The 22,940-nt window shown below is 71.4% G+C and carries 20 protein-coding genes; 6 read left to right on the top strand and 14 right to left on the bottom strand.

The genetic code is table 11. The features are described from left to right. The 10 genes from M0P34_RS00005 to M0P34_RS00050 all read right to left on the bottom strand — a co-directional run. A partial coding sequence (locus M0P34_RS00005; protein ID WP_291495004.1) for an NTP transferase domain-containing protein occupies positions 1 to 428 on the bottom strand: 428 nt, incomplete at its 3' end. After that, the gene (locus tag M0P34_RS00010) at positions 425 to 1,495 is read right to left on the bottom strand and encodes an XdhC family aldehyde oxidoreductase maturation factor (protein ID WP_291495006.1); all 1,071 of its coding nucleotides are present in this window, start codon (positions 1,493 to 1,495) and stop codon (positions 425 to 427) included. The genes M0P34_RS00005 and M0P34_RS00010, both read right to left, overlap by 4 nt. Further along, positions 1,492 to 2,781 (bottom strand): DVU_1553 family AMP-dependent CoA ligase, encoded by a 1,290-nt coding sequence (locus tag M0P34_RS00015; RefSeq protein ID WP_291495008.1) that lies wholly within the window; start codon positions 2,779 to 2,781, stop codon positions 1,492 to 1,494. Before M0P34_RS00015 ends, M0P34_RS00010 begins: the two co-directional genes overlap by 4 nt. Continuing rightward, positions 2,768 to 4,141: a radical SAM (seleno)protein TrsS gene (gene trsS / locus M0P34_RS00020; RefSeq protein WP_291495010.1), complete on the bottom strand. Its 1,374-nt coding sequence runs from the start codon at positions 4,139 to 4,141 to the stop codon at positions 2,768 to 2,770. The genes M0P34_RS00015 and trsS overlap by 14 nt, the downstream gene beginning before the upstream one ends. Then, positions 4,138 to 4,602 carry a DVU_1555 family C-GCAxxG-C-C protein gene (locus tag M0P34_RS00025; protein WP_291495013.1) on the bottom strand — a complete coding sequence of 155 codons (465 nt, stop codon included), beginning with the start codon at positions 4,600 to 4,602 and terminating at the stop codon, positions 4,138 to 4,140. Before M0P34_RS00025 ends, trsS begins: the two co-directional genes overlap by 4 nt. Next, on the bottom strand, positions 4,599 to 5,333 hold the full coding sequence (trsM, locus tag M0P34_RS00030) for a DVU_1556 family methyltransferase (protein ID WP_291495015.1): 735 nt from the start codon (positions 5,331 to 5,333) through the stop codon (positions 4,599 to 4,601). Before trsM ends, M0P34_RS00025 begins: the two co-directional genes overlap by 4 nt. Continuing rightward, the gene (locus M0P34_RS00035) at positions 5,330 to 5,545 is read right to left on the bottom strand and encodes a DVU_1557 family redox protein (RefSeq protein ID WP_291495017.1); all 216 of its coding nucleotides are present in this window, start codon (positions 5,543 to 5,545) and stop codon (positions 5,330 to 5,332) included. The genes trsM and M0P34_RS00035 overlap by 4 nt, the downstream gene beginning before the upstream one ends. Further along, the gene (locus M0P34_RS00040) at positions 5,542 to 7,860 is read right to left on the bottom strand and encodes a pyridine nucleotide-disulfide oxidoreductase/dicluster-binding protein (RefSeq protein ID WP_366061655.1); all 2,319 of its coding nucleotides are present in this window, start codon (positions 7,858 to 7,860) and stop codon (positions 5,542 to 5,544) included. Before M0P34_RS00040 ends, M0P34_RS00035 begins: the two co-directional genes overlap by 4 nt. A 72-nt stretch (positions 7,861 to 7,932) precedes the next feature. Beyond that, on the bottom strand, positions 7,933 to 10,656 hold the full coding sequence (locus M0P34_RS00045) for a molybdopterin-dependent aldehyde oxidoreductase (RefSeq protein WP_291495019.1): 2,724 nt from the start codon (positions 10,654 to 10,656) through the stop codon (positions 7,933 to 7,935). A gap of 66 nt (positions 10,657 to 10,722) precedes the next feature. Continuing rightward, positions 10,723 to 11,739, bottom strand: a complete 1,017-nt coding sequence (locus tag M0P34_RS00050; protein WP_291495021.1) for a molybdopterin-binding protein — start codon at positions 11,737 to 11,739, stop codon at positions 10,723 to 10,725. Positions 11,740 to 11,983: 244 nt separating this feature from the next. On the opposite strand from M0P34_RS00050, the gene M0P34_RS00055 reads away from it, so the two are divergent. After that, positions 11,984 to 12,337, top strand: coding sequence for a LysR family transcriptional regulator (locus M0P34_RS00055; protein ID WP_291495023.1), 354 nt, complete (start codon positions 11,984 to 11,986; stop codon positions 12,335 to 12,337). Here the strand turns inward: M0P34_RS00055 and M0P34_RS00060 are convergent. From M0P34_RS00060 to fdnG, 4 genes are all read right to left on the bottom strand, one after another. Beyond that, the gene (locus tag M0P34_RS00060) at positions 12,334 to 12,531 is read right to left on the bottom strand and encodes a hypothetical protein (RefSeq protein WP_291495025.1); all 198 of its coding nucleotides are present in this window, start codon (positions 12,529 to 12,531) and stop codon (positions 12,334 to 12,336) included. The genes M0P34_RS00055 and M0P34_RS00060 overlap by 4 nt on opposite strands. Before the next feature lie 16 nt (positions 12,532 to 12,547). Next, positions 12,548 to 13,465, bottom strand: a complete 918-nt coding sequence (locus tag M0P34_RS00065) for a formate dehydrogenase accessory protein FdhE (protein WP_291495027.1) — start codon at positions 13,463 to 13,465, stop codon at positions 12,548 to 12,550. A gap of 64 nt (positions 13,466 to 13,529) precedes the next feature. Then, entirely contained in the window at positions 13,530 to 14,258 is a 729-nt protein-coding gene (locus M0P34_RS00070) for a 4Fe-4S dicluster domain-containing protein (RefSeq protein ID WP_291495029.1), read from the bottom strand. A 60-nt stretch (positions 14,259 to 14,318) separates the two neighbouring features. Continuing rightward, positions 14,319 to 17,351 (bottom strand): formate dehydrogenase-N subunit alpha, encoded by a 3,033-nt coding sequence (gene fdnG, locus M0P34_RS00075; RefSeq protein WP_291495031.1) that lies wholly within the window; start codon positions 17,349 to 17,351, stop codon positions 14,319 to 14,321. Positions 17,352 to 18,480: 1,129 nt separating this feature from the next. Between fdnG and M0P34_RS00080 the strand changes: the two genes are divergently transcribed. The 5 genes from M0P34_RS00080 to ablB are packed head-to-tail and all read left to right on the top strand — an operon-like array spanning position 18,481 to position 22,912. Beyond that, on the top strand, positions 18,481 to 19,275 hold the full coding sequence (locus M0P34_RS00080; RefSeq protein WP_291495033.1) for an ABC transporter substrate-binding protein: 795 nt from the start codon (positions 18,481 to 18,483) through the stop codon (positions 19,273 to 19,275). A 60-nt stretch (positions 19,276 to 19,335) separates the two neighbouring features. Further along, a complete protein-coding gene (locus M0P34_RS00085) occupies positions 19,336 to 19,995 on the top strand; it encodes an amino acid ABC transporter permease (protein WP_291495035.1) in 660 nt (219 codons plus the stop codon). Between the two features lie 10 nt (positions 19,996 to 20,005). Next, a complete protein-coding gene (locus tag M0P34_RS00090) occupies positions 20,006 to 20,728 on the top strand; it encodes an amino acid ABC transporter ATP-binding protein (RefSeq protein ID WP_291495037.1) in 723 nt (240 codons plus the stop codon). Positions 20,729 to 20,757: 29 nt separating this feature from the next. Further along, a complete protein-coding gene (ablA, locus tag M0P34_RS00095) occupies positions 20,758 to 22,074 on the top strand; it encodes a lysine 2,3-aminomutase (protein ID WP_291495039.1) in 1,317 nt (438 codons plus the stop codon). After that, entirely contained in the window at positions 22,064 to 22,912 is an 849-nt protein-coding gene (gene ablB / locus M0P34_RS00100) for a putative beta-lysine N-acetyltransferase (protein ID WP_291495041.1), read from the top strand. The genes ablA and ablB overlap by 11 nt, the downstream gene beginning before the upstream one ends. Positions 22,913 to 22,940 lie beyond the last annotated feature (28 nt).

A 22,940-nucleotide genomic window follows, 5' to 3' on the forward strand; every position in this document is an offset into this window, starting at 1 on the left:
ACGGCCCAGTCCGCGCCGCTCGCCGCAAGGGCCCCGGCCACGGCGCGGCAGGTGGCCGGGCGGACCAGGGGCGTGTCGGCCGGGAGCACGAAAAAGGCGTCCACCTCCGGCCCCAGGGCGGCCATGCCCGTGGTCATGGACCCGAACATGCCCTCGGCGTAGCGCGGGTTATGCACCGGGCGGGCCCCGGCGCGCCGGGCCAGGGCGCCCACGGTGTCGGCCTCGCGGCCCGTGACCACCACCACCTCGGCGGCCCCGGCCTCGCGCAGGCAGGCCACGGCGCACTCCAGCACCGTGGCCGTACCCAGGGGCAGGGCGGGCTTGAGCCGCCCCATGCGCGAGGACAGCCCTGCCGCAGGCACCACGGCGCCCAGGCGCAGGCCGTCCGGAACGGCGGGGAAGCCCGGCCCGTTCTGCGCCGCGATCATTTGCCGCCCTCGGCCGCCGCGCGGCATTGCACCAGTTCGGCCACGATGCTCACGGCGATTTCCTCGGGCGTACGCGCGCCGATGGCCAGGCCGATGGGGCAGTGGCAGCGGGCGATGGCCGCGTCGGCCACGCCCTCCTCGCGCAGGGCGGCATACACGGCGTCGCGCTTGCGGGTGCTGCCGATCATGCCCACATAGCGCGCCGGGGTCTTCAGGGCGGCGGCCAGCACGGTCTTGTCGTGCAGGTGGCCCCGGGTGACGATGACCAGCGAATCGGCCTCGCCTACCTCCAGGCCCTCCAGGGCCCGGTCCAGGGAGGGCGGCACCAGCACGGCGTCGGCGTCGGGGAAGCGCTCCCGGTTGGCGAACTCGGCGCGGTCGTCCAGAACCACGGTGCGGAAGCCCGCGATGCGCGCCACCTGGGCAGTGGGCCGCGAGACGTGCCCGGCGCCGAAGATGAACACGGCGGGTTGCGGGGCCAGAGGCAGAGCCGCCAGCAGGCCCCCCGGGCCGGGGACGGCCTGGGGCCGCCCCGATGCCTGGGCCTGGGCCAGCACCGAGGCCAGGGCGGCGGCGTCGCGCCCGGGCCAGGGTGGCGGGGTCTGCCCGGGGGCCAGGGCGGCCCGGGCCGCGACGCGCAAGGCCCCCGGCCCCCGGTCCTGCGGGGCGTCGTCCAGGGCCGCGAGCAGCGTCACGCGCCGCCCCTGGCGCAGGGCGTCGTCCAGGGCCGCGAAGACCGGGGCGTCGGCGCCGCCCAGGCGCTCCAGCAGCACGGTCACCCGCCCGCCGCAGACCATGTCGGCCTTGGCGGCCAGTTCGTTGTCCAGCTCGTGGCGTTGCAGCAGGGCCGCGGCCGGGCCCCGGGAGAACAGCTCCCCGGCGGCACGCATGGCCCGGGCCTCCAGCAGGCCGCCGCCCACGGTGCCCTCGATGCTCCCGTCGGGCCGCACGGCCATCATGGCCCCGGCTCCGCGCGGGGTGGAGCCGCTGCTGGAGACCACGGTGGCCAGCACCAGTTCCTCTCCCGCTTCCAGCGCCGTGCGCACGGCGCGTAGGCAATCGTTCATGACGTTTCTCCGTGGTTTGTCCGGGGCATGGCCCGTTTGGCGAAGCCCGGGGCGATGCGCCCGTCGCGCGCGGCGACCCGCACCACAGGGCGCGGGACGCCCCAGGGCGGGGCCGCCAGGACGCGGGCCGCGGCCCGCGCGGGGTCCGCCGCGCCGGGCGCGAGGTACAGGTCCAGTCGCAAATCTTCGGGGTCCGGCCCCCGGCTCAAGGCATAGTCCAGGACGCCCGCCAGGGCCAGCAGTTCGGCGTCCAGGGCGGCGCGCCCCGGTTCGCCGCCTGCGGCCAGCCGCCCGGGCACCGTGTCCAGCCGCCGCAGGGGGCTGCCGCAGGGGCAGGCCCCGGGCAGCAGGCGCCCGGCGTCGCCGCTGCGGTAGCGGATGAGCGGCATGGCCCGGCGGCCCAGGGTGCTGATCACGATTTCGCCCCACTGGCCGTCGGCCACGGGCGCGCCCGTGGCCGGGTCGGTGATTTCCACCAGCAGGTCGGCCTCGCGCAGGTGCATGCCCGGGCCCTGGCCGCAGCCCACGGCGCCGCCCAGCCCGGTTTCGGTCATGCCCCAGTGTTCGTGGACGGCGCAGCCCAGCAGGGTTTCCACGCGCCGGGCCAGCCCCGGGGGCGGCGTGTCCCAGCAGAGCAGCGCCCGGCGCACCGGGCCGGGCCCCGGGCTCCGGGCCGCCGCCAGCCGCGCCAGTGCGTGGACGTGGACCGGCGTGCCCACCAGCACCCGGGCGCCGGAGCCTTCCAGCAGGGCCAGGGCCGCCGGAACGTCCCAGGGCTCGGGGCAGCACAGGCAGCGCCCGCCCAGGGCCTCCACGCCCCGGGCCAGGAGTCGGCCCACGCCGTCCTGGCTGGCGCCCGGCAGCAGGGCCAGCACCGTGTCGCCGGGGGCGGCGAGCAGCTCCATGCCGTGGCGGAAGAAATCCACCGTGGCGTCCAGGTCGGCCCGGGTGAAGAACAGGCGCTTGGGCGCGCCCGTGGAGCCCGAGGTGGACAGGGTGACCACCCGGGCCACCTCGTCCTGGGAAGTGCACAGCAGGCGCTCGGGCGCCTGGCGCAGGGTCTGGGCGTCCATGCGCGGCAGGCGGGCCAGGTCGGCCGGAGCGCGCAGGGTGGCGGGGTCCGCGTCCGCCAGGAGCTGGCCGTAGAAGGGGCTCTCGCGCCGGGCCAGGGTCACGGTTTCGCGCAGGCGGGCCATCTGCCAGGCCGCAAGCTCTTCGGGGCCGGGGGGCGGCCCCGGGGCGGGGCGGCCCATGCGCCGGTTCAGCCAGCGGTCAAGGGGCGTCATGGCTGGTGCGGCGGCCAGCGGTGCTCCTGTGCAGCGGCGAGCCGTCCGTGGCCGTGAGGTTGTAGGCGCAAAAGGGAATCAGCCGTCCGTCGGGCGCGGCCACATGGATGCAGCAGCCGCGCAGGCGCTCCAGGTCCAGGGTCCAGGCGTCCTGGAAGGCCATGCCCGAAACGGCGAAGATGTGCGTGCGCGCCCGGGCCAGGAAGCGGTCCAGGTCGTCGGCGGGCCCGGCCATGGGCAGGGCCGCGCCCCGGGGGGCGGCCCACTGGCGGGCCACATAGGCCTTGGCCTTGTCCGCGCCCTCGGCGGCGGGGCGCGGGGCGCAGCAGTTCCCGCCCCCGCGCGACAGGCGCGTCAGGCCGCCGTCCTCGCCCACAAGGTAGCTGGCGTTGAAGGAGCACAGGGCGTGCTCGCAGCCCGGGGGCGAAAAGTCGGCGGCGCGGACGAGCCCGCCGGTCTGGGCCTCCAGGGCGGTCATGACCTCGGGCAGGGTGATGCGCGCCGCGTCGGCCGGGGGGCCCGGGTGGCGCCCGAAATAGCTCACGGGCTGGAAGTGCACCCCGCGCACCCCCGGAGCCCGTTCCACGCCCAGGCGCAGGATGGCGCCCAGCTCGGTGGCGTTGACCCCCGGAACCACCGTGGGCACCAGGACCACCCCCACCCCGGCGCGCGACAGGCGCTCCACGGCGGCGAGCTTTTCTTCCAGCAGGGGCCGCCCGCGCAGGATCTCGTAGGGCCGCTGGGTCACGCCGTCGAATTGCAGGAAGGCCGAATCCAGCCCGGCGGCGGCCAGGGCCTCGGCGTAGCCGTCCTCGCGGGCGATGCGCAGGCCGTTGGTGTTGAGCTGCACGAAGGGGAAGCCCGCGCCCTTGGCCAGGGCCACCAGGGCGGGCAGGTCGTCGCGCACCGTGGGTTCCCCGCCCGAGAGCTGGATATTGCACGGCCCGGAGTGGCGCATGACGCCCTCCAGCAGCCGGGCCACGGCCTCGGGGGTCGGGTCGGGACGCGGGGTTTCGCCCGCGCTGGCGAAGCACAGCGGGCAGGTCAGGTTGCAGCGCCAGGTGACCTCCACCAGGGCGGTGCAGGTGTGCTGGCCGTGGTCCGGGCACAGGCCGCAGTCGTACGGGCAGCCCCGGGCCCGGGGCGTGGCGGGTTCGGCCGGGGGCGAGGGCGTCTTGGGCCGCAGCCAGCCCTCGAAGGCCGGGGCCCCGCGCCACACGGGCGTGGAGAACTCGCCGTGGAGCGGGCAGGCCTTCACCAGCCGGGTCACCCCGTCGGCCGTCTCGCGCCGGGCCGGGATGGTCCTCAGGCAGACGGGGCAGACGCTGGCCGTGGGCTGCCGGGCCTCGGGGGCGCTCATGCCGGGCGGCCCTGGGTGGGGTCGATGCCGTTTTCGGCCAGCAGGTCCAGGGTCCGCTCGAAGGTCTCGGCCACGATGGCCCCGCACACGGCCCGGTCGGGCGCCGTGCAGTCCCCGCCGGTGATGGCCCCGCAGTGCACCCCGCCGTGGCGCGCGCCCACGGTTTCCCGGAACCAGTCGTTCAGTTCGGCCAGCATCAGCGGCAGGCGGTCGTGGGGCTGCTCCCCGGCCTGGCCCCGGCCCGCGTGCAGCCCAAGGACCAGGGCCGCCCCGGTCAGGGCGCCGCAGGGCCCGGCGCAGTCGCCCGCGCCCAGGCACAGGCCCTGGGCGGCGCGCACCAGGTCGGGGTTGTCCCGCCCCAGGTCCTCCAGGGCCAGGAGCACGAAAATCTGGGCGCAGCAGAAACCGGCGCCCGCCAGCCGCGCCATGCGCAGGGAGGTGTCGCTCATCGTGTCGGTCATCTCGGTTCTCCGGGTTTGCGGGCCAGAAGCAGGAAATAGCCGCGCCGCGCCGCGCACCCCGGGGCCGCGCCGCACAGGGCCAGCCGGGCCGCCAGCTCCCGGGCCAGGGCGCCGTGGTCCTCCACGGCCACGGGGTCGAGCCCGGCGGCGCGCACCAGGGCCGTCACCCCGGCCACAGTCATGGCCCCGGCGACGCAGGACGGGGCCGCGCCGCCCGGGGCGGCCTTGGACCGGGGCGCGCCCGGGGGCAGGCAGAGGTCGGCCAGGGCCAGCGTCCCGCCCGGGGCCAGCACGCGGGCGAATTCCCCCAGGGCCGTCGCCGGGTCGGGCACCAGGGAGAGCACGCATTCGCACAACACCAGCCGCTGGCTGCCCGAGCGCACGGGCAGGGCCTCGGCCACGGCGCGCGCCAGGGGCAGCCCGGGTGCCGCAGGGGCGCCGAGCTGCCCGGGGTCGGGCTCCAGGCCCACGGCCCGGGCGCCGTGGCGACTGCGCAGCCGGGCCACGCTGGCCCCGCTGCCCGCGCCGACATCGAGCACCGGCCAGCCGGGGCGCAGCCCGGCCAGGGCCACGGCGCGCTCGGTCAGCGCGAAGCCCCCGGGGCGCAGGGTCGGCCCGGCGGCGGCGCGCACGGCCGGGTCGCGCCACGAGGGCACGGCGCACGGCGCGGCCCGGGGGGCGGGGCCGAGGTCGGGGCCGGGGCCGGGGCCGGGGCCGGGGCCGGGGCTCACTTGTCCTCCAGGAGCTTTTCCACTTCGAGCATCTTGCCCAGAGCCAGGTCCTCGGGCACCAGGGTCAGGCCGCAGGCCGGGCAGCGCGGCAGCTCCACCTCGAAGCGGCTGCCCATGTATTCCAGGACCGCCGGGGCCATGACCAGGGACTGTCCGCAGGCCGCGCAGCGCCAGCCGGAGTAGTCGCCGTCCAGAACCTTCAGGGTGCTCATGCGGGGCCTCCCATGATCTGCATGCGGTGGCTCCAGGCCTTGTGGACCAGGAATCCGCCCGCGCCGTCGGGCTCGTATTCCACCCAGTAGGTCACCGGGCCGGGGCGCAGGCTGGCCAGGTGGCGGCCCGTGGCGGCGTCGACCAGGGCCCGCCCCGTCTCGCGGGCATGCAGGATGACCTTTTGCAGGTCGGTGGTCAGGATGCGCCGGTCCTGCATGGCCCGGGCGGCCTCGGGGGCGATGGTCAGGGCCAGGGCCTCGTGGGCCGGGCGCGGCCCGGGCTCCTCGGCCCACAGCCCGCGCAGCAGGCCCTCGCGCAGGCGCACGCGGTTTTCGCGGCGGGCGGAGTGCCCGGGGGCCGGGCGCGCCGCCGGGTCGGGCTCCTCGCCCGGGGCCAGCAGGTCCAGCAGGTGCAGGGCGCGCTTGCCCGCGCGGGCGAGCATGTCGCGGCACATGGCGCAGGAGGTGACGAAGTCCTCCTGGGCGGCCCGGGCGCGCCGGGCGGCGACCTGGGCGCCCAGGGCGGGGTTGGCCGCGTCGAGCAGGCCGCCGAAGCCGCAGCACTCGGTGTATTCGCCCGTGAGGGCTGGCTCCACCGTCGTGCGGCCCAGGCGGTGCAGCAGCTCGCGCACGGCCTGGCGCTGGGCCGGGTCGTGGCGCGACGCGCAGGGGTCGTGCACGGCCAGGGCCTCGCCGGATGCGGCCCCGGGGGCCGGGGCGCCGGGCCCGGCCAGGGCCGCCCACAGGGTGCCGATGCGTGCCTCGGGCAGGACGCGGCGCAGGGTCAGGACGCAGGTGGGGCAGGCGACCACCAGCTCCGGCCGGCCCAGGGCCAGCCAGTCTGCGCGCAGGGCCTCGCCCGTCTGGGCGAGGAGGGCTTCGCGTCCGGCCCAGTGCGCCGGGGCGCCGCAGCAGCGCAGGAGCAGCCCCGTTGGCCCCGGCAGGGCCGCGCGCGCCAGGGCGTAGGCCCGCTCCACGGCCCCGGGGTCCGAAGCCGGGAGCTGGCAGCCGGGGAAAAAGGCGAAGGCGCTGGCGTCCTGGCCGGGGGCGTGGCGGGCCAGGGCGCAGTCCGGCCCGCAGGCCTGGGCCATGTCGTCCAGGGCGAACTCGTGGGCCGAGGGCGGCATCTTGCCGCGCTCGACCATGTCGCGCCGCGCCGTGAGGCACAGCCCGCCCATGTCGAAGTCCTCGGGGCACACGGTTTCGCACAGCCCGCAGATCATGCAGGAGTTGAGCATGGTGTTGGCCTGGCGCATGCCCATGACGATGGAGGCGTTGTTGTAGATCTGGCGTGCGTAGGTCTTGGGGTAGCCCTTGTAGTGCTCCAGGTAGGCGCAGCGGCGCACACACTGCATGCACTCGCAGCGCAGGCAGCGCGCGGCCTCGGCCCGGGCCCAGGCGGCGTCGGCGCCTTGGGCGGGCAGGGGGGCCGGGGGAGCGGGGGCCACGCCGTCCAGGTCCGTGGACAGGCGCGAGTCGAAGGGGCCCTCGCGTTCGCGCCCCGCCGTGAGGGACGCGCCCTGGGTGAAGCGCTCGATGGAATTGGCCGCGCGCCGCCCCAGGGCCGCCAGCAGCGCCGGGGACGGGGGCGCGCCCGCGGCCCCGCCCGCAGGCAGGGGCGCGGCAAACAGGCCCAGGCGGGTGGTGCCCAGGGTCAGTGCGTCGGGCTCGCCCAGGCCCAGGGCCTGCGGGCTCAGGGTTTCGGGGTCCGCGAACACGGCGTCCACGCCCTCGGGCAGGGCGTGGGGGTCGTCCTCGCGGGCGGCCAGGGCCGGGCTGGGGTCGGCGCCGGTGCGCAGGGCAACGCCCATGCGCTCCAGGGCGGCCAGGGCTTCGGCCAGGGCGGCCTCGGGCAGCTCGTCGCCGTGGCGGGCGAGCAGGGCGCGGCCCGGGTCGCGGGCCGCGAGGGTCACGGCGTAGCCCTTCCTGGCCAGGTCCCAGGCGCAGGCCAGCCCGGCCAGCCCGTCGCCGAGCACCAGGACGGCCTTGCCCCGGGCGGGCAGGGGCCGCACGGGCGGGGTGCGCGTGGCGGCCCGGGCCAGGAAGCGCTCCAGCGCGCCCATTTCCACTGCGCCGCCCAGCCCGGAGCGCAGGCAGGCCGCCCGGCAGGGCGCGTCGCAGATGCGGGCCATGACCCCGGGCAGGGGCAGGGTGCGGCAGGCCGTGGCCCAGGCCGCGTCCACCCGGCCTTCGGCCAGGGCCGTGCACAGGCCCCGGGCGTCCAGGTGCAGCGGACAGGCCGCCTGGCAGCGCGGGGGTTCCTCCTGGGTGCAGCGGGCCTCCCACTGGCGCAATTCCTTTTGGTCCATGCCCATCGGCGCCCTCCCAAAAAAGAAGGCGGCGGCACTGCGGCAACCCGCAGCGCCGCCGCCTGTTTCATGGTTTGCTTACGCCTTGGCCTTCAGCCCGGCAAGCACCTTCTCCGGCAGGGCCGGAAGGGCGGTGATGCGCACGCCGCAGGCGTTGTAGATGGCGTTGATGATCGCCGGGTGCGGAGCGCACAGCGGGATCTCGCCCGCGCCCGAGGCGCCGAAGGGGCCGTCGGGGCGCGGGGTTTCCACATAGACGATCTCGATGTCGTCGGGGATCTGCTTGATGTACGGGAAGCCCGCCCCGACCATGGTCGAGTGCTTCTTGATGTCCTCGTAGTCTTCGGACAGGGCCAGGCCGATGCCCTGGGCGATGCCGCCGTAGATCTGGCCGTCGGTGACCAGGAAGTTGTTCACCTTGCCGATGTCGGCCACCATGGTCATCTTCTCCACGGTGGTCTTGCCGGTGGCGATCTCCACGGCGACCTCGGCCATGAACAGGCCGTACATGTAGCAGCAGAAGGGGCTGCCCTGGCCGTTGGCGTCGCAGTCGCGGGCCGGTGCGGTGAACTTGCCGCTGTAGCGCAGGGCCAGGCCCTCGGCCTTCATTTCGTCATGGGTGCGGAAGGAGCCGTCGGGCTTCTTCATGGCCGCGATGAGCACCTCGCAGGCGTTCTTGGTCGCCTGCCCGGCCATGACCTGGGAGCGGCTGCCGCCGGCGGGGCCCGCGTTGGGGGCCTTGCTGGTGTCGTTCATGACCAGGCGGATCCTGTCGGGGGCGATGCCCAGCGGGCGCAGGGCCTCGTGGGCCGTGCCCAGGGAGCCCATGTCCGCGCCCTGGCCGTGGTCTTCCCAGCAGGTGTACACGGTCACGCCGCCGTCCTCGTTCAGCTCCACGTCCACCTCGGAGGAGTCGGGGCCGTCGAGGCCCGAGCCGTACACGCCCACGGCCACGCCCACGCCGCGCTTCACGGCGTCGGTGGAGGAGGCGGCGGCGCGCTTCCTGGCTTCCTCGTACCTGGGGCGCAGCTTGTCGATCATCTCGGGCAGGGAGTAGACCTCGGGGTCCTGGCCCGTGGGCGTGGTCGAGCCCTTGCGGTAGACGTTCTTGTAGCGCAGCTCCAGTGGGTCCATGCCCAGCTTTTCGGCCAGCTCGTCCATGAGCACCTCGGAGGCGAATTCCGCCTCGGGGCCGCCGTAGCCGCGGAAGGCCGCGCCCCAGGCGTGGTTGGTGCACACGGTGCGGCCCTCGCCGCGGATGGCCGGGATGTCATAGCCCGCGCCGATGAACTGGGCGCCGCGCAGGGTCAGCAGGTCGCCGAACTCGGAGTAGGGGCCGTGGTCCACGGTCCAGTCGGTCTCCATGCCCAGGAGCTTGCCGTCCTTGGTGGCGGCCATGCGCACGGAGGTGAACTGGGGCGAGCGCTTGCCGGTGTAGGTCTGCTGCTGGAACCAGGTGTAGTTGAGGTACACGGGGCGGCCGGTGGCCAGGCAGGCCGCGCCCACCAGGGCCTCCATCGTCGGGCTGAACTTGTAGCCGAAGGTGCCGCCCGTGGGGTTCTGGACCATGACGATCTTGTCGGGCTCCAGGCCCAGGCCGGGGGCGATCATGTACAGGTGCAGGTGCAGGCCGATGGACTTGGAGTGGATCACCAGCCGGCCCTGCTCGTCGAGGTAGGCGAAGCCCGTGTCGGGCTCGATGGGCATGTGCGGCTGGCGGGTGGTGAAGTAGTCGCCTTCCACGACCACGTCGGCCTTCTCGAAGATGGGCGCGGTGTCCTCGCCCTTGGCGATCTTCTGGGTGTAATAGACGTTGGGCGTGCCGGGGTGGATTTCCATGGCGTCCTCGGCCATTGCCGCCTGGGCGCTCATGTACTCGGGCAGCTGCTCCAGCTCGACGCGGACCTTGGCCGCCGCGGCCTTGGCGTTGGCCTCGGTGTCGGCGCAGACGATGGCCAGGGCGTCACCGAACTGGAAGACCTTCTCGTCGCACAGGATGGGCCGGTCCCAGCCGTCGCCCTTGTTGGTGGGGAAGGTGATCAGGCCGGTGATGCGGTTCTTGCCCTTGACATCCTTGTGGGTCACGACCTTGAAGACGCCGGGCATCTTCTCGGCCTCGGCGGTGTCGATGGCCAGGATCCTGGCGTGGGACACCTCGGCCTGGACCAGGGCGCAATGCAGACTGCCGGGGGGCAGGCGCAGGGCCAGGTCGGCGCCGAAGTCCCACGTTCCGGTGACCTTGGCCACCGCCGTGGGCCGGGGGTACTTGGTGCCCCAGATGCGCCCGTCCTCGGGAACCTTGAACAGCAGTTCGTCGGTGCTCATGTCGCCGCGCAGGACGGCGGCGGCGTCCATGACCGCGTCCACCAGGGGCTTGTAGCCGGTGCAGCGGCAGGCGTTGCGGTGCTTCTGGAACCAGTCGCGCACCTCCTCGCGGGTGGGGGCGGGGTTGGCTTCCAGCAGGGCGTAGGTGGAAACGATGAAGCCCGGGGAGCAGAAGCCGCACTGGGCGCCGCCGTGGGCGATCCAGGCCAGCTGGATGGGGTGCAGCTGCCCGGGGGTGCCGATGCCCTCCAGGGTCAGGATGCGGGAGCCGGACTGCACGCGGCTCATCTTGCGCGTGCAGGAGCGGACCAGTTTGCCGTCCATGTAGACGGTACACGCGCCGCACTGGCCCGTGCCGCAGCCGACCTTGACGCTGGTCAGCCCGAGGCCCTCGCGCAGATACTGGACCAGGGTGCTTTCCGGATCGGCCAGCACCATGCGGTCCACGCCGTTGACGTTGAGAGTCAGTCTGAGCATGGTTCCCCTCCTTGTGCGGGGTGTTTTTCCGCGACGGCCTGCGCCCCGCCCGGGGCGCGGCCTCGCCTATTTGCCAAAGGGACACACCGGGTAGCGGCACTCCGGGCACCCGGCGCAGAAGCCGCCGTGGCCCAGGGCCGTGATGTCCTCGCGCGTGGGCCGCTCCCCGGCCAGGATGCGCGGCACCACCAGGTCGAAGATACTCGCCCGGTAATACATGACGCAGCCCGGCAGCCCGACGATGGGCACATCGCCCTTGTAGGCCAGCATGAACATGACGCCCGGGAAGGTCGGGGCGCCGTAGGTGACCACCTCGGCCCCCGTGGCGCGGATGGCCGCGGGGGTCTGGTCGTCGGGGTCCACGGACATGCCGCCCGTGACGACGACCATCTGCGCGCCCTCGGCCAGGAACGCCTCGATGGCCGCGCAGGTGGCCCGGGGGTCGTCGCCGACAAAGCGCTGGCCGACCACCGTCGAGCCCAGGGCGCCGAATTTGTCGCGGATGACCGGGCCGAACTTGTCCTGGATGCGCCCGCTGTAGATTTCGCTGCCGGTGGTGACCACGCCAACGGACAGGGGCCGCAGCGGCTTGACCTGGATCACCGGGCTGTTCTCGGCGCAGATGGCCTCCACCCGGGCGATCTTGGCCTCGTCGATGACCAGGGGCACCACGCGGGTTCCGGCCACGTCGCGCGGGGCGGCGATGTGCTGGCCGGTGTGCAGCGTGGCCAGCACCACCTCGTCGATGGCGTTGATGCGCGCCAGGGCCTGGACGTTGACGCACAGCAGCCCGGGCTCGGCGCGCAGGTTGATGCGCCCCTCGCAGACCGGGGACAGGGTCAGCCCCGGCCCGGCGGCGGCCTCGGCTATGCGCCGGGCCGCGTCGTTTTCGTGGAGCTGCCCGGGCTCCAGGTCCAGGACGTAGATGTGCTCCTTGCCGATCCGCAGCAGGGGCTCGATGTCGTCGCGGGTGACGACGTGGCCCTTGCGGAACGCCGGGCCCTTGTATTCTCCGGGGACGATGCGCGTCATGTCGTGGCACAGCACCATCCCCACCGCCTCGTGGACGGGAACGGACTTCATCACTGGCGCAACCTCTTGCGTTGCGGGGACTTTATACTCGGGCCGCCCGGTGGCCGGGCGACCAGCCTTGCTATGCTCTTGTGAGCATATTCACCTTGTGCCCAGTTGAGCACGACCGCTGTTACAGGTCAAGAGGGAACCCCTGTGAAAATGCCTCGTTACGGAGAGTTTCCCGCGCCCGGGGAAACTGCTAGGGTGGGGCTGCGCCACGACGGGCTGGCGCAAGCCCCAAAGGAAGGAACGCATGGACAAGCTGCAACCCAGGATGCGGGTCAAGATATGGCTGGAGCATGAGGACAGGCTCGTTTTCGGGCCGGGCTGCGCCATGCTGCTGCGCGAGATCGAGCGCAGCGGCTCCCTGTCCGGCGCGGTGAGGAACCTGGGCATGTCCTACCGGGCGGCCTGGGGGCACATCAAGAAGGTCGAGGAGAACCTGGGCCGGAGCCTGGTGGTCAAGACCGGCGGCAACAAGAGCGGCTACAGCCTGTCCGCCGAGGGGCTCCGGCTGCTCGAAGCCTACGAGGCCTGGCTGCACGCCGTGCAGGATCACGCCTTCGCCCTGGCGGACGAGCTGTTTCCCTGGCCGGTGCGGCGCTAGGGCGCGGTCTGGCCCCGGGCCGCCGCGCAGTCCCGCACTGCGGCCTCCCACTGCGGCGTGTAGCGCGCCTTGTGGATTTCGTCGGCCTGGGCGCGGCATTCCAGGAGCGTCTGGTCGTCGGCCCCGCTGGAGCCGAAGGTCGCGCAACCGGTCAGAATCATGGCCGCCAGCGCGGCGGCGAGTAGCGTCTTCATTTCCTTCCTCCTGCGGTCAGGGGTCCAGGCTGTTCCAGGCCGTGCGGGCCACCGGGGCGAATCCGTCGCGCTGCATGACCACGTCCATGGGCAGCAGGCCCAGGGCGGCCACGTCGGCCACCGGTTCGTCCAAGGCGCCCGAGGCGTCGCAGGTCGCCAGGTAGCGGTTGCACTTGCGGCACAGGTCGGCGCGGGCCTCGGCCCGGCCCTCGGGATGGCGGTATTCCAGCGTCCCGTGCTCCTCGTTGCCGCAGTGCGGGCAGGCGTGGCGCTGGAAGCGCCACTGGGCCGCGCAGCGCGAGCAGTGCAGCCAGCGCTGGCCGCCGTGGTTCTTCAGGTAGGCGTCGTCCTGGCCGGAGCTGCGCAGGATGGCCAGCGCGGGCAGCGCGCCGCATACGGGGCAGTAGCCCTGGCCCCAGGCGCCCAGGGTCGCGGCCCGGGCGACCTCGGAGCCCACGGCCTCCAGCACGGGCCGCAGGGCCAGGCCCGCCGCCAGCTCCAGGCTGCGGGCGTCCACGCCAAGGCTTTTGGCCTGGCGCGCCAGGGCCGCCTCGTCGCCGCGAACAACGCCCTCCATGAGCGCCGCCGAGTCCACGGCGTCGGATTCCAGGGCATACATGAGCTTGCGCAGGTCCTCGGAGATGCCGGGGAAGGAGCGGGCCATCACCGGCAGGATGCGCCTGGCCGAGGCCAGGAATGCCTGGGCGTACTCGCCAAGGGGCGCGTCCACGAAGCGGGGCAGGCGCCGGGCCAGCCGCTGGGGGTCGGGGTCCACGGGGGAGAGGCCCGCCGCCAGCAGGGCGGCCCTGGTCTTGAGCAGTTCGGCGAACAGCGGCGCGAAGGCGTCGAGAACCCCTGCCAGGGAGGCGTTTTCGGTTCGCAGCCGCTCGGTCCAGGTGCGCAGTCGTTCCAGTTCTTGGCTTCGATCCATCATATCGCCTTGTGCGTGCGGCGGACGGGGGCCCCGGGCCCCCGTCCGCCGACGGTTGGAGGTGTGCTTAGGCGCGGCTGGCCTTGTTCAGGGGCCGGGCCAGCCGGGCAAGCAATTGCTTGCGGGTCATGGGTGCGGGTGCCTGGGCCACGGCGTGCTGGTGCAGCCGTTCGGGCTCGTCGGCCAGCAGGTAGACCACCGCCACGTCGTCGGGGTTGGCCAGCGACGCGTTGGGGAACTCCCCGCGCACGACCTCCAGGCGCTTTTCGGCCAGCGCCCGGATGTCGTCGTACTCGCCGAAGTGCATGGCCCCCATTGCGCAGGTATTGACGCACATGGGCAGCTTGTCGTTCTTCACGCGGTCGATGCACATGTCGCACTTGGAGACCAGCCCGGTGCCGCTGTCGCGGCGCGGGATGTCGTAGGGGCAGGCGTGGCGCACCTCCTCGAACTCCTCGGCGCTCAGGTGCCTGGTCAGGTCGGTGTAGAGCACCGCTCCGGTGTCCTCGTCCTGCACGATGGCGCCGGGCACATAGTCCTCGGCGGTGAACAGGCAGGGCGGCTGGAAGCAGTGGCGGCACTGGTCCGGGAAGAAGTACCAGCGGATGACGCCGTCGATGAGGTGCTCGCTGAAGCGCACGAGCTTGTAGTTGAACGGGTTCAGGTCCGGGGGATTCTGGTGCGTCCCGGTCTGGCGGGTCTGCACCGCGGGCAGGTTGTGCCATTCCTTGCAGGCGACCTGGCATCCCCGGCACGCCGTGCAGCGCGTGGTGTCAATGAAGAATGCCTTGGGCATGTCCGACTCCTTGGTGGTCCGCCGGGCGGGGGGCGCGTTCCCGCCCGCCCGGCGGGTTGGCTACAGTTCGGTCACCTTGTCGGCCTTGCGGATGTTCACGAGGCTGACCTTGTACTCCGGGATGGTCGTGTTGGGGTCGCCCACGGCGGGGGTCAGCCGGTTCACGGCGTCGCCGCACTTGGGCGTTGTCCATCCGAAGCAGAAGGGCATGCCGATCTCGTGGATGATCCGGCCTTCCACAGGCAGCGGGCGCATCCGCACAGTGACCATCGCCACGGCCTCCACGCGGCCGCGCGCGCTTTCCACCACCACCACGTCGCCGTTGGCGATGCCCTTCTCCTTGGCCAGTTCGGGCGACATCTCCACATACTGCTGGGGCTCGGCCTCAAGCAGCACGGGGGTGTTGCGCGTCTCGCCGCCGCCGCACCAGTGCTCGGTCAGGCAGTAGGTCGTGAGCACGATGGGGTAGCGCTTGTCGGCGGGCTTGGCCAGGGGGTCGGCGTCGCTGATCATGCGCTTCATGCACGGGTTGCTCAGCTGGCCCGAGAAGGGGTTCCTGGCCAGCGGGGTTTCGGCGGGCTCGTAGTGCTCGGGCAGCGGGCCGTCCAGGCGGCCGGGGCCGTAGAGCTGGCCGTAGCCGTCGGCGGCCATGATGAAGGGCAGCTTGCCCTTGCCGCTGGCCATGGGCGGCCAGCCGCCGTCGGGCACGTCGCCCACCCACTTGCCGTCCTCCCAGGAGATGACCGGCTTGGCCGGGTTCCACGGCCTGCCGTTGGCGTCCACGGAGGCGCGGTTGTAGAGCACGCGCCGGTTCATGGGCCAGGCCCAGGCGAAGTTCGGGAACAGCCCGATGTTGGCCTGCATGGGGGTCTGGCTCAGGTCGCGCCGCTTGGCGAGGTTGCCGGAGTCGAGGTAGGAGCCGCATTGCAGCCAGGAGGAGCAGGCCGTGGAGCCGTCCGTCTGGAGGTTGCCGAAGCCGGGTATCTGCTGGCCCTTCTTGTAGGCCACGCCGCCGATTTCCACATCGCGGGTGAACCAGCCGTTGTTGCGCTTGGCGATGCGGTCGGGGTCGAAGGCCTGGGGCCAGTCGTGCATGAGCAGCTGCTCGGGGAAGGCTCCGGGCTCCTGGCGGTAGAGCTTGCGCACGGCGTTCATGATGTCCACCACCATGGCGCCCAGGGAGCGGCTCTCGCCGATGGGCTGCTGGGCCATGTAGTGCCACATGAGCCAGCGCCCGGAGTTGGTGATGCTGCCTTCCTTCTCGCCGCGCTGGGCGCTGGGCAGCAGGAAGACCTCGGTGCCGATGTCCGAGGGGTTCATGCCCGGGCCGCGCCAGAAGTCCGAGGTTTCGGTGTGGTGCAGCTCGCCGACCACGAGCCAGTCCAGGTTGGACAGGGCGCGCCGGGTCTTGTGCGTGTTGGGCGCGCTCTGGGCAGGGTTGGTGCCGAAGACGAAGCCGCCGCTGATCTGGCCCTTGTACATCCTGTCGAAGAGGTACATGAGCGAGTAGTCGCCGTGCTCGTCCAGGCGCGGCAGCAGGCCGTAGCAGAACTCGTTCTGCTCGGTGGCGTTGTCGCCGAACCAGGACTTGAGCAGGCTGGCCATGTACTTGGGCCTGTTCTGCCACCAGTTGGCGCTTTGCGGGTCGTTGGAGACCGGGGTGTTGGCCTTGTTGTAGTCGGCCAGGGTCGGCCATTTGGCCTGCACCATCGGCAGGTAGCCGGGCAGGATGTGGTAAAGCAGGGCGTGGTCCGTGGAGCCCTGGACGTTGGGTTCGCCGCGCAGGGCGTTGATGCCGCCGCCCGCCACGCCGATGTTGCCCAGCAGGAGCTGGATGATGGCCGCCAGGCGGATGTTCTGCACGCCCACGGTGTGCTGGGTCCAGCCCAGGGCGTACATCATGGTTCCGGCCTTGTCGGGGGCGCCCGTGGCGGCGAAGGCCTCGTACACGCGCATCAGGTTCTCGCGCGAGACGCCGGTGGTGCTGGACACGCGGTCCAGGGTGTAGCGGCCGTAGTGGGCGCGCATGAGGTTCAGCACGCACCGCTTGTGCTTGAGGCTCGTGTCGCGCCGGGGCAGGCCGTTCTCGTCGCGCTCGAAGGCCCACAGGCTGCGGTCATAGCGCCTGGTCTTCTTGTCGAAGCCGGCGAACAGGCCGTTGGAGAAGGAGAACTTCTCGCCCACGATGCAGGCCGCGTTGGTGTACTGGACGACGTAGTCGTGGAAGAACTTGTCGTTGTCCAGGATGTACTTCACCATGCCGCCCAGGAAGGCGATGTCGGTGCCCGAGCGCAGGGGGACGTGGAAGTCGCTGCGCGCGGAGGTTCTGGAGAATTTGGGATCGACATGCATGACCACCGCGCCCTTCTCCTTGGCCTTGAGGACCCACTTGAAGGAGATGGGGTGGTGCTCCGCCGCGTTGCTCCCCATGATGAGGATGGCGTTGGCGTTTTCGATGTCAGTCCAGTGGTTGGTCATCGCGCCGCGTCCGAACGACTCTGCCAGAGCCGGTACAGTGGCGCTGTGTCAGATACGCGCCTGGTGGTCGATATGCACGACCCCCAGGCCCCGGAGCATCTGGTGCGAAACGGCGCATTCCTCGTTGTCCATCTGCGAGGTGCCGAGCTGGAAGATGGATTCCACGCGGTTGACGGTCTGGCCCTTGTCGTTGACGGTCTTGAAGTCGCGGTCGCGGGTATCCTTGAGCCGGCGGGCGATGCGCGCCAGGGTCCAGTCCCAGTCCTTCTCTTCCCAGTGGGCGGAGCCGGGGGCGCGATACAGCGGCTTGGTCAGCCTGTGGTCGTTGACGTGCATGGTCAGCAGCGCCGCGCCCTTGGCGCACAGCGCCCCCTGGCTCACCGGATAGTCCGGGTCGCCCTCGACGTTGACCACCGTCCCGTCCTTGACGTGCATGAGCACGTTGCAGCAGCACGAGCAGAACGGGCAGATGGAGATGACCTCCCTGGCGCCGTCGATCTTCATCGCGTAGGCGTGCGCCGCGACGGGCCTCAGGTCCAGGCCGAGCTGGCCCAGGGTCAGCCCCACGGTCCCGGCTCCCGCGACCTTGAGGAAACTTCGCCTCGAAATGTCCATGGTTGACCTCCCTCTGGTTGCGCGGCCGCCGGTTGGCGTCTTCTGGTCCCCGGCCGCATTATGCTTGTGGCAGCATATTGAGAAAGACGAGCCGCCCTTGCCCCATGCGCGGGCTTCGCCTCCGGGGCGGCCCATCTGCGGGCCGGGACCGGAGTATCATGACTATCCTCCTATGACCCGGGGGCCGTGGGGTCAAAAACAGGAGGAATGCGCACCCTTTTGCACCTGGGAGCCCTGTTTTTCTGCTTTAGCCTTCCGTTTTAATTCTTTTTTCCTGTTTTTTGTCTCCGCTGGCCCCCGGCCCGGCCCGGCGGACCCGCCCGGGGGCGGCGCGGCCCGCCCGGGGCAGACGCGCCAGTCGGGGTTGCGGCCGTTTCTCCCGCTTTATCAACGCTTCAGCGAAAGTTGTTCGGCGCATCGATTGGCATGTCAATCTCTTCAAATGTCCACAGTCCGCCGCCGATACGGACCGAATCATATTATCTGATGGTTCGTATTTATTTTTCGCTATCCCCGCGCGCCGTTTCGCCACGCAACGGGGTGCCGCTTCGTGCCCCGTTGCGCGTGTGCGCGGTCTTGGCGCGGGGGTGGCGCAGGCGGCACACGCGCCCGCCCCGCCGCAAAAGGGCGCGAAAGCCGCCGCCGGAAACCCTCCGCCCGCAGGGCCGTGTGGAGAGGCGGGCCAAAACGTCATCCTGTGCCGTTGTACTTCTTTTGCCGCGTGGTTCAGTGGCGAATTTATAGTATTCATCTCCGGTAAAAAATATATAATTTTGATTTTAATGTTCGAATGCACATGGTTTATTCATTTCGAAAGTAATGTCATCTCTAAATGATGCAGCTCTATCCTATTTGACATGGCCGCCATGATACCGTATATAATGTCGAAGTTTGTTTCGGGTATCAAGATTTGTGGAGTGATTTTCTTCGATTGATCCTCTTCCTGCCGCCCTTGATTCACCCGGATCATGCGCATGCCAGGTGTTGCTGATTTTTACGCCACGCCCGGCGTCATGCCCCATCGTGCCCCGGTTTCCTTTGGTCCGCCCGCCTTGGCCGCGCGTCTTGCGCCTCGCCCGCGGCGGCGCCCGGGGGGCGTCCCTGTCAACCGCAAGCCAAGGAGCAGCCCATGCCGAACCTTCCTAAACCATTGCGCGCCCTGCCGCTGCTGGCCGCGTGCTGTCTCGTCGTCCTGACGGCCGGATGCGGCCGGGAGCCGGAAACCGCCCTGGAGCGGGTCAAGGCCGCCGGGGAGATCAGCTTCGCCATGAGCGGCGGCTATCCGCCGTTCAATTTCTACAACGAAAGCAACGAGCTGGTCGGATTCGACGTGGACGTGGCCACCGAGGTGGCCAGGCGCCTGGGCGTGAAGCTGAAGCCCGTGACCACCGAGTGGAGCGGGATCATCGAGGGCCTGCGCGCCGGAGCCTACGACGGCATCCTGGGCAGCATGGCCATTACCGAGGAGCGGCAGAAGGTCGTGGATTTCTCGCAGCCGTACTATTACTCCGGCGCGCAGCTCCTGGTGCGCGAGGACGCGCCCTACGCCGTGCCCGCCGAACTGGCCGGACGCGCGGTGGGGCTGGTCACGGGGACGACCTTCGAGGGCGACGCCAAGGCCCTGGGGGCGGGCGAGGTGCGCCTGTACAAGGACGATACCCAGACCCTCCTTGAGTTGGACAACGGCGTCGTCGACGCGGTGATCACCGACCGCGTGGTCGGCATCGGGGCCATGAACAGCGGCAAATTCGCCGTCCGCCTGCTGGGCGGCCCCCTGCGCAGCGAGGACATCGGCGTGGCCTTCCGCAAGGACGACGGCGCCCTGCGCGACGCGGTGAACGCCATTCTCGCGGCCATGCGCGAGGACGGCACGCTGACAGCCTGTTCCATGCGCTGGCTCGGGGTGGACGTTTCGGTCCGCTAGCCATCCCCGGCGGGGCGGCGCGTCCGCCCCGCCTTCCTTCGCCATCCCGAGGACGCAACCATGCACTACGACGTTTCGGTGCTCGCGCACTATTTTCCCTATTTTCTGCCCGCGGCGTGGATGACCCTGCAGGTCACCGTGCTGGGCATCGCCCTGGGCCTGGCCCTGGGCCTGGGTACGGCCTTCCTCCAGCTGTCGCCGCGCCTAGCCCTGAACGGCCCGGCACGGCTGTACATCTACGTTATCCGCGGCACGCCGCTTTTGTTGCAGCTGCTGTTCATCTACTACGGCCTGCGCGGGGTGCTGGGGCTTGCGGCGGTGCCCTCGGCCGTGTTGGCCCTTGGCGTCCACAACGGCGCCTACATCGCGGTGATCTTCGCCGGGGCCATCCGCTCCATCTCCGGCGGGCAGATGGAGGCCGCGCGCTCCCTGGGCATGACCCACGCCCGGGCCATGCGCCGGATCATCCTGCCCCAGGCGCTCAAGCGCGCGGTGCCGCCCCTGGGCAACCAGTTCATCATCGCCCTCAAGGATTCGTCCCTGGCCAGCACCATCACCATCAACGAGCTGTTGCTCAAGTCCCAGCAACTGGCCTCCAGCAACTTCATGATGATGGAGATGCTGACCATCGCCGCGTTGTTCTACCTGCTCTACACCGGCCTGTTCACGGTGCTTTTCCGCAGGGTGGAGCGCCGCCTGGAGGCCGGTGGCTATGCCTAGGAGGGCGCCAATGATCGAGATCCGCGGCCTGCACAAGTATTTTGGCGACAACCACGTCCTGCGCGGGGTGGACATGACGGTGGGCCAGTCCGAGGTGGTGGTGGTCATCGGCGCCAGCGGCTCGGGCAAGAGCACGCTCCTGCGCTGCGTGAACAAGCTGGAGCGCTTCCGGAAGGGCGAGGTGCGCATCCGGGGCGAGGTGGTGCCCGAGGACGAGCGGGCCATCAACCGCATGCGCACCCATGTGGGCATGGTTTTTCAGCATTTCAATCTGTTTCCGCACATGACGGTGCTTGGCAACGTCATGGAGGGCCCGGTGCAGGTCAAGGGCGTGCCCCGGGCCCAGGCGCGCAGGACGGGCCTGGGCTACCTGGAAAAGGTCGGCCTGGGCGACAAGGTGGACGCCTATCCCGGGATGCTCTCGGGCGGGCAGAAACAGCGCGTGGCCATCGCCCGCGCCCTGGCTATGGAGCCCGACGCCATGCTCTTCGACGAGCCCACCAGCGCCCTGGACCCCGAGCTGGTGGGCGAGGTGCTGGGCGTCATGCGCGAGCTGGCCGCCGAGGGCATGACCATGATGGTCGTGACCCACGAGATGGGCTTCGCCCGCGAGGTGGCCGACACCGTGTACTTCATGGACGAGGGGGTCGTGGTGGAGCAGGGCCCGCCCGAGCGGATTTTCGAGACCCCGGAGCAGCCCAGGACCCGCGAGTTCCTCGCGCAGATCCTGTAGGCCGCGCCAACCGCAACCCGAGGAGGACCATGCAGGCTTTCAACGAACACCAACGCGAGGTCGCCCGCCGCATCAGCGCCGGGGCCGACCAGGGCAACTGGACCGACTGGCGCTGGCACCTGAGGCATTCGGTGCGCGACGTGGAAACCTTCGAGCGCCTGGCCGGATTCCGCCTGGACCCCGAGCACCGCGCGCGCGTGGCCCTGACCGCCGGGCGCTTTCCCATGTCCGTCACGCCGTACTACCTCTCGCTCATCGACGCCAACGACTACGCCGGGGATCCCGTGTTCCGCCAGTCGTTCCCCTCGCCGCGCGAGCTGGAGATCGGCCCCCACGACATGGCCGACCCGCTGCACGAGGACCGCGACAGCCCCGCCCCGGGCATCACCCACCGCTACCCCGACCGGGTGCTCTTCCACGTCAGCAACCTGTGCTCCATGTACTGCCGCCACTGCACGCGCAAGCGCAAGGTCGGCGACGCCGAGGGCGTGCCCTCGCGCCGCGACCTGGAGGCCGGGCTGGCCTATATCCGCAACACCCCGGCGGTGCGCGACGTGCTGCTCTCCGGCGGCGATCCGCTGATGCTGTCCGACGAGCGGCTGGATTGGCTGCTGGGCGAGCTGGGGCGCATCGGCCATGTGGAGGTCGTGCGCATCGGCACACGCATGCCCGTGGTGCTGCCCTACCGGATCACCGACGATCTGGTGGCCATGCTGCGCACCCACCACCCCCTGTGGCTGAACACGCATTTCAACCACCCGCGCGAGCTCACGCGCTCGTCGCGCCGGGCCCTGGCGCGCCTGGCCGATGCGGGCATCCCCCTGGGCAACCAGACCGTGCTCCTGGCCGGGGTCAACGACTGCCCGCGCATCATGCGCGCCCTGGTGCGCAAGCTGGTTCGCGCCCGGGTGCGGCCCTATTACATATACCAGTGCGACCTCTCCGAGGGCCTGGCCCACTTCCGCACCCCGGTGGCCAAGGGCATGGAGATCATGGAGAGCCTGCGCGGGCACACCAGCGGCTTCGCCGTGCCGACCTACGTCATCGACGCGCCCGGCGGCGGGGGCAAGATTCCGGTCATGCCCAACTACATCCTGTCCTGGGGCGTGAACAAGATCGTGCTGCGCAACTACGAAGGCGTCATCGCCACCTACGACGAGCCCGACGACTACCGCGCCGCCGGGTGCGACCGGCGCTGCGACGCCTGCTCCCTGAGCCTCATGACCGACGACGCCGAGGAGTGGACCGCCGTGGGCATCGAGAAGCTCATCACCGACTGGGACGACACGCGCAGCCTGACCCCGCGGGGCAACGAGCGGCTGGAGCGCAGGCGCCATGACCACTAGCGCCGACCGCATCGCCGCCCTGGGCGGCTCCACGGTGCAGCACGGGCCGCAGTCCAACCGCGTGTACCTGATGCACCTGGACCCCGGCGACTGCCCGCAGATCGTGGATGTGCTGGACGACATGGCCAGGCACCGGGGCTACACCAAGGTCTTCGCCAAGGTTCCCGCGTGCGAGACGCGCTGGTTCCTGCGCCGGGGCTATCGTGAGGAGGCCGTGGTGCCGGGGTTTTTCGCCGGGCGCGAGGACGGGGTGTTCCTGGGCAAGTTCCTGTGCCCCCGGCGGCGCGAGCCCGCCGACCCCGCGGCCCTGGCCGGGGTGGTGCGCGCGGCGCGGGCCAAGGCCGCCGCGCCGCGCCGCGCCCCGGCCCTGGCTCCGGGGCTGGCCCTGGCCCCGCCCGGCCCGGAGCACGTCGAGGTCATGGCCGGGCTTTACTCCCGCGTCTTCGCCAGTTATCCCTTCCCCATCCACGACCCGGCCTACCTGCGCCGGGCCCTGGAGCAGGGCGTGGTCTTCATGGGCGCCTGGCACGACGGGGAGCTGGTGGGGCTGGCCTCGGCCGAGCCCGACTACGCCGCGCGCAACGCCGAGATGACCGACTTCGCCGTGCTGCCCCGGCAGCGGGGCAAGGCCCTGGCCCGCCACCTGCTGCGGGCCCTGGAGAAGGACATGGCCGGGCGCGGGGTGGACCTGTTCTACACCATCGCCCGGGCCGCCTCGCACGGCATGAACGCGACCTTCGCCCGCCAGGGCTACCGTTTCGCCGGAACGCTGGTGAACAACACGCACATCGCGGGCGGCATCGAAAGCATGAATGTCTGGTACCGGCGCCGGAGCTGAGGGCGCGCGGTGCGGGCGGACGCGGGGT

Origin of the sequence: Desulfocurvus sp., assembly GCF_023230885.1 — a bacterium.
Taxonomy (GTDB): domain Bacteria; phylum Desulfobacterota; class Desulfovibrionia; order Desulfovibrionales; family Desulfovibrionaceae; genus Desulfocurvus.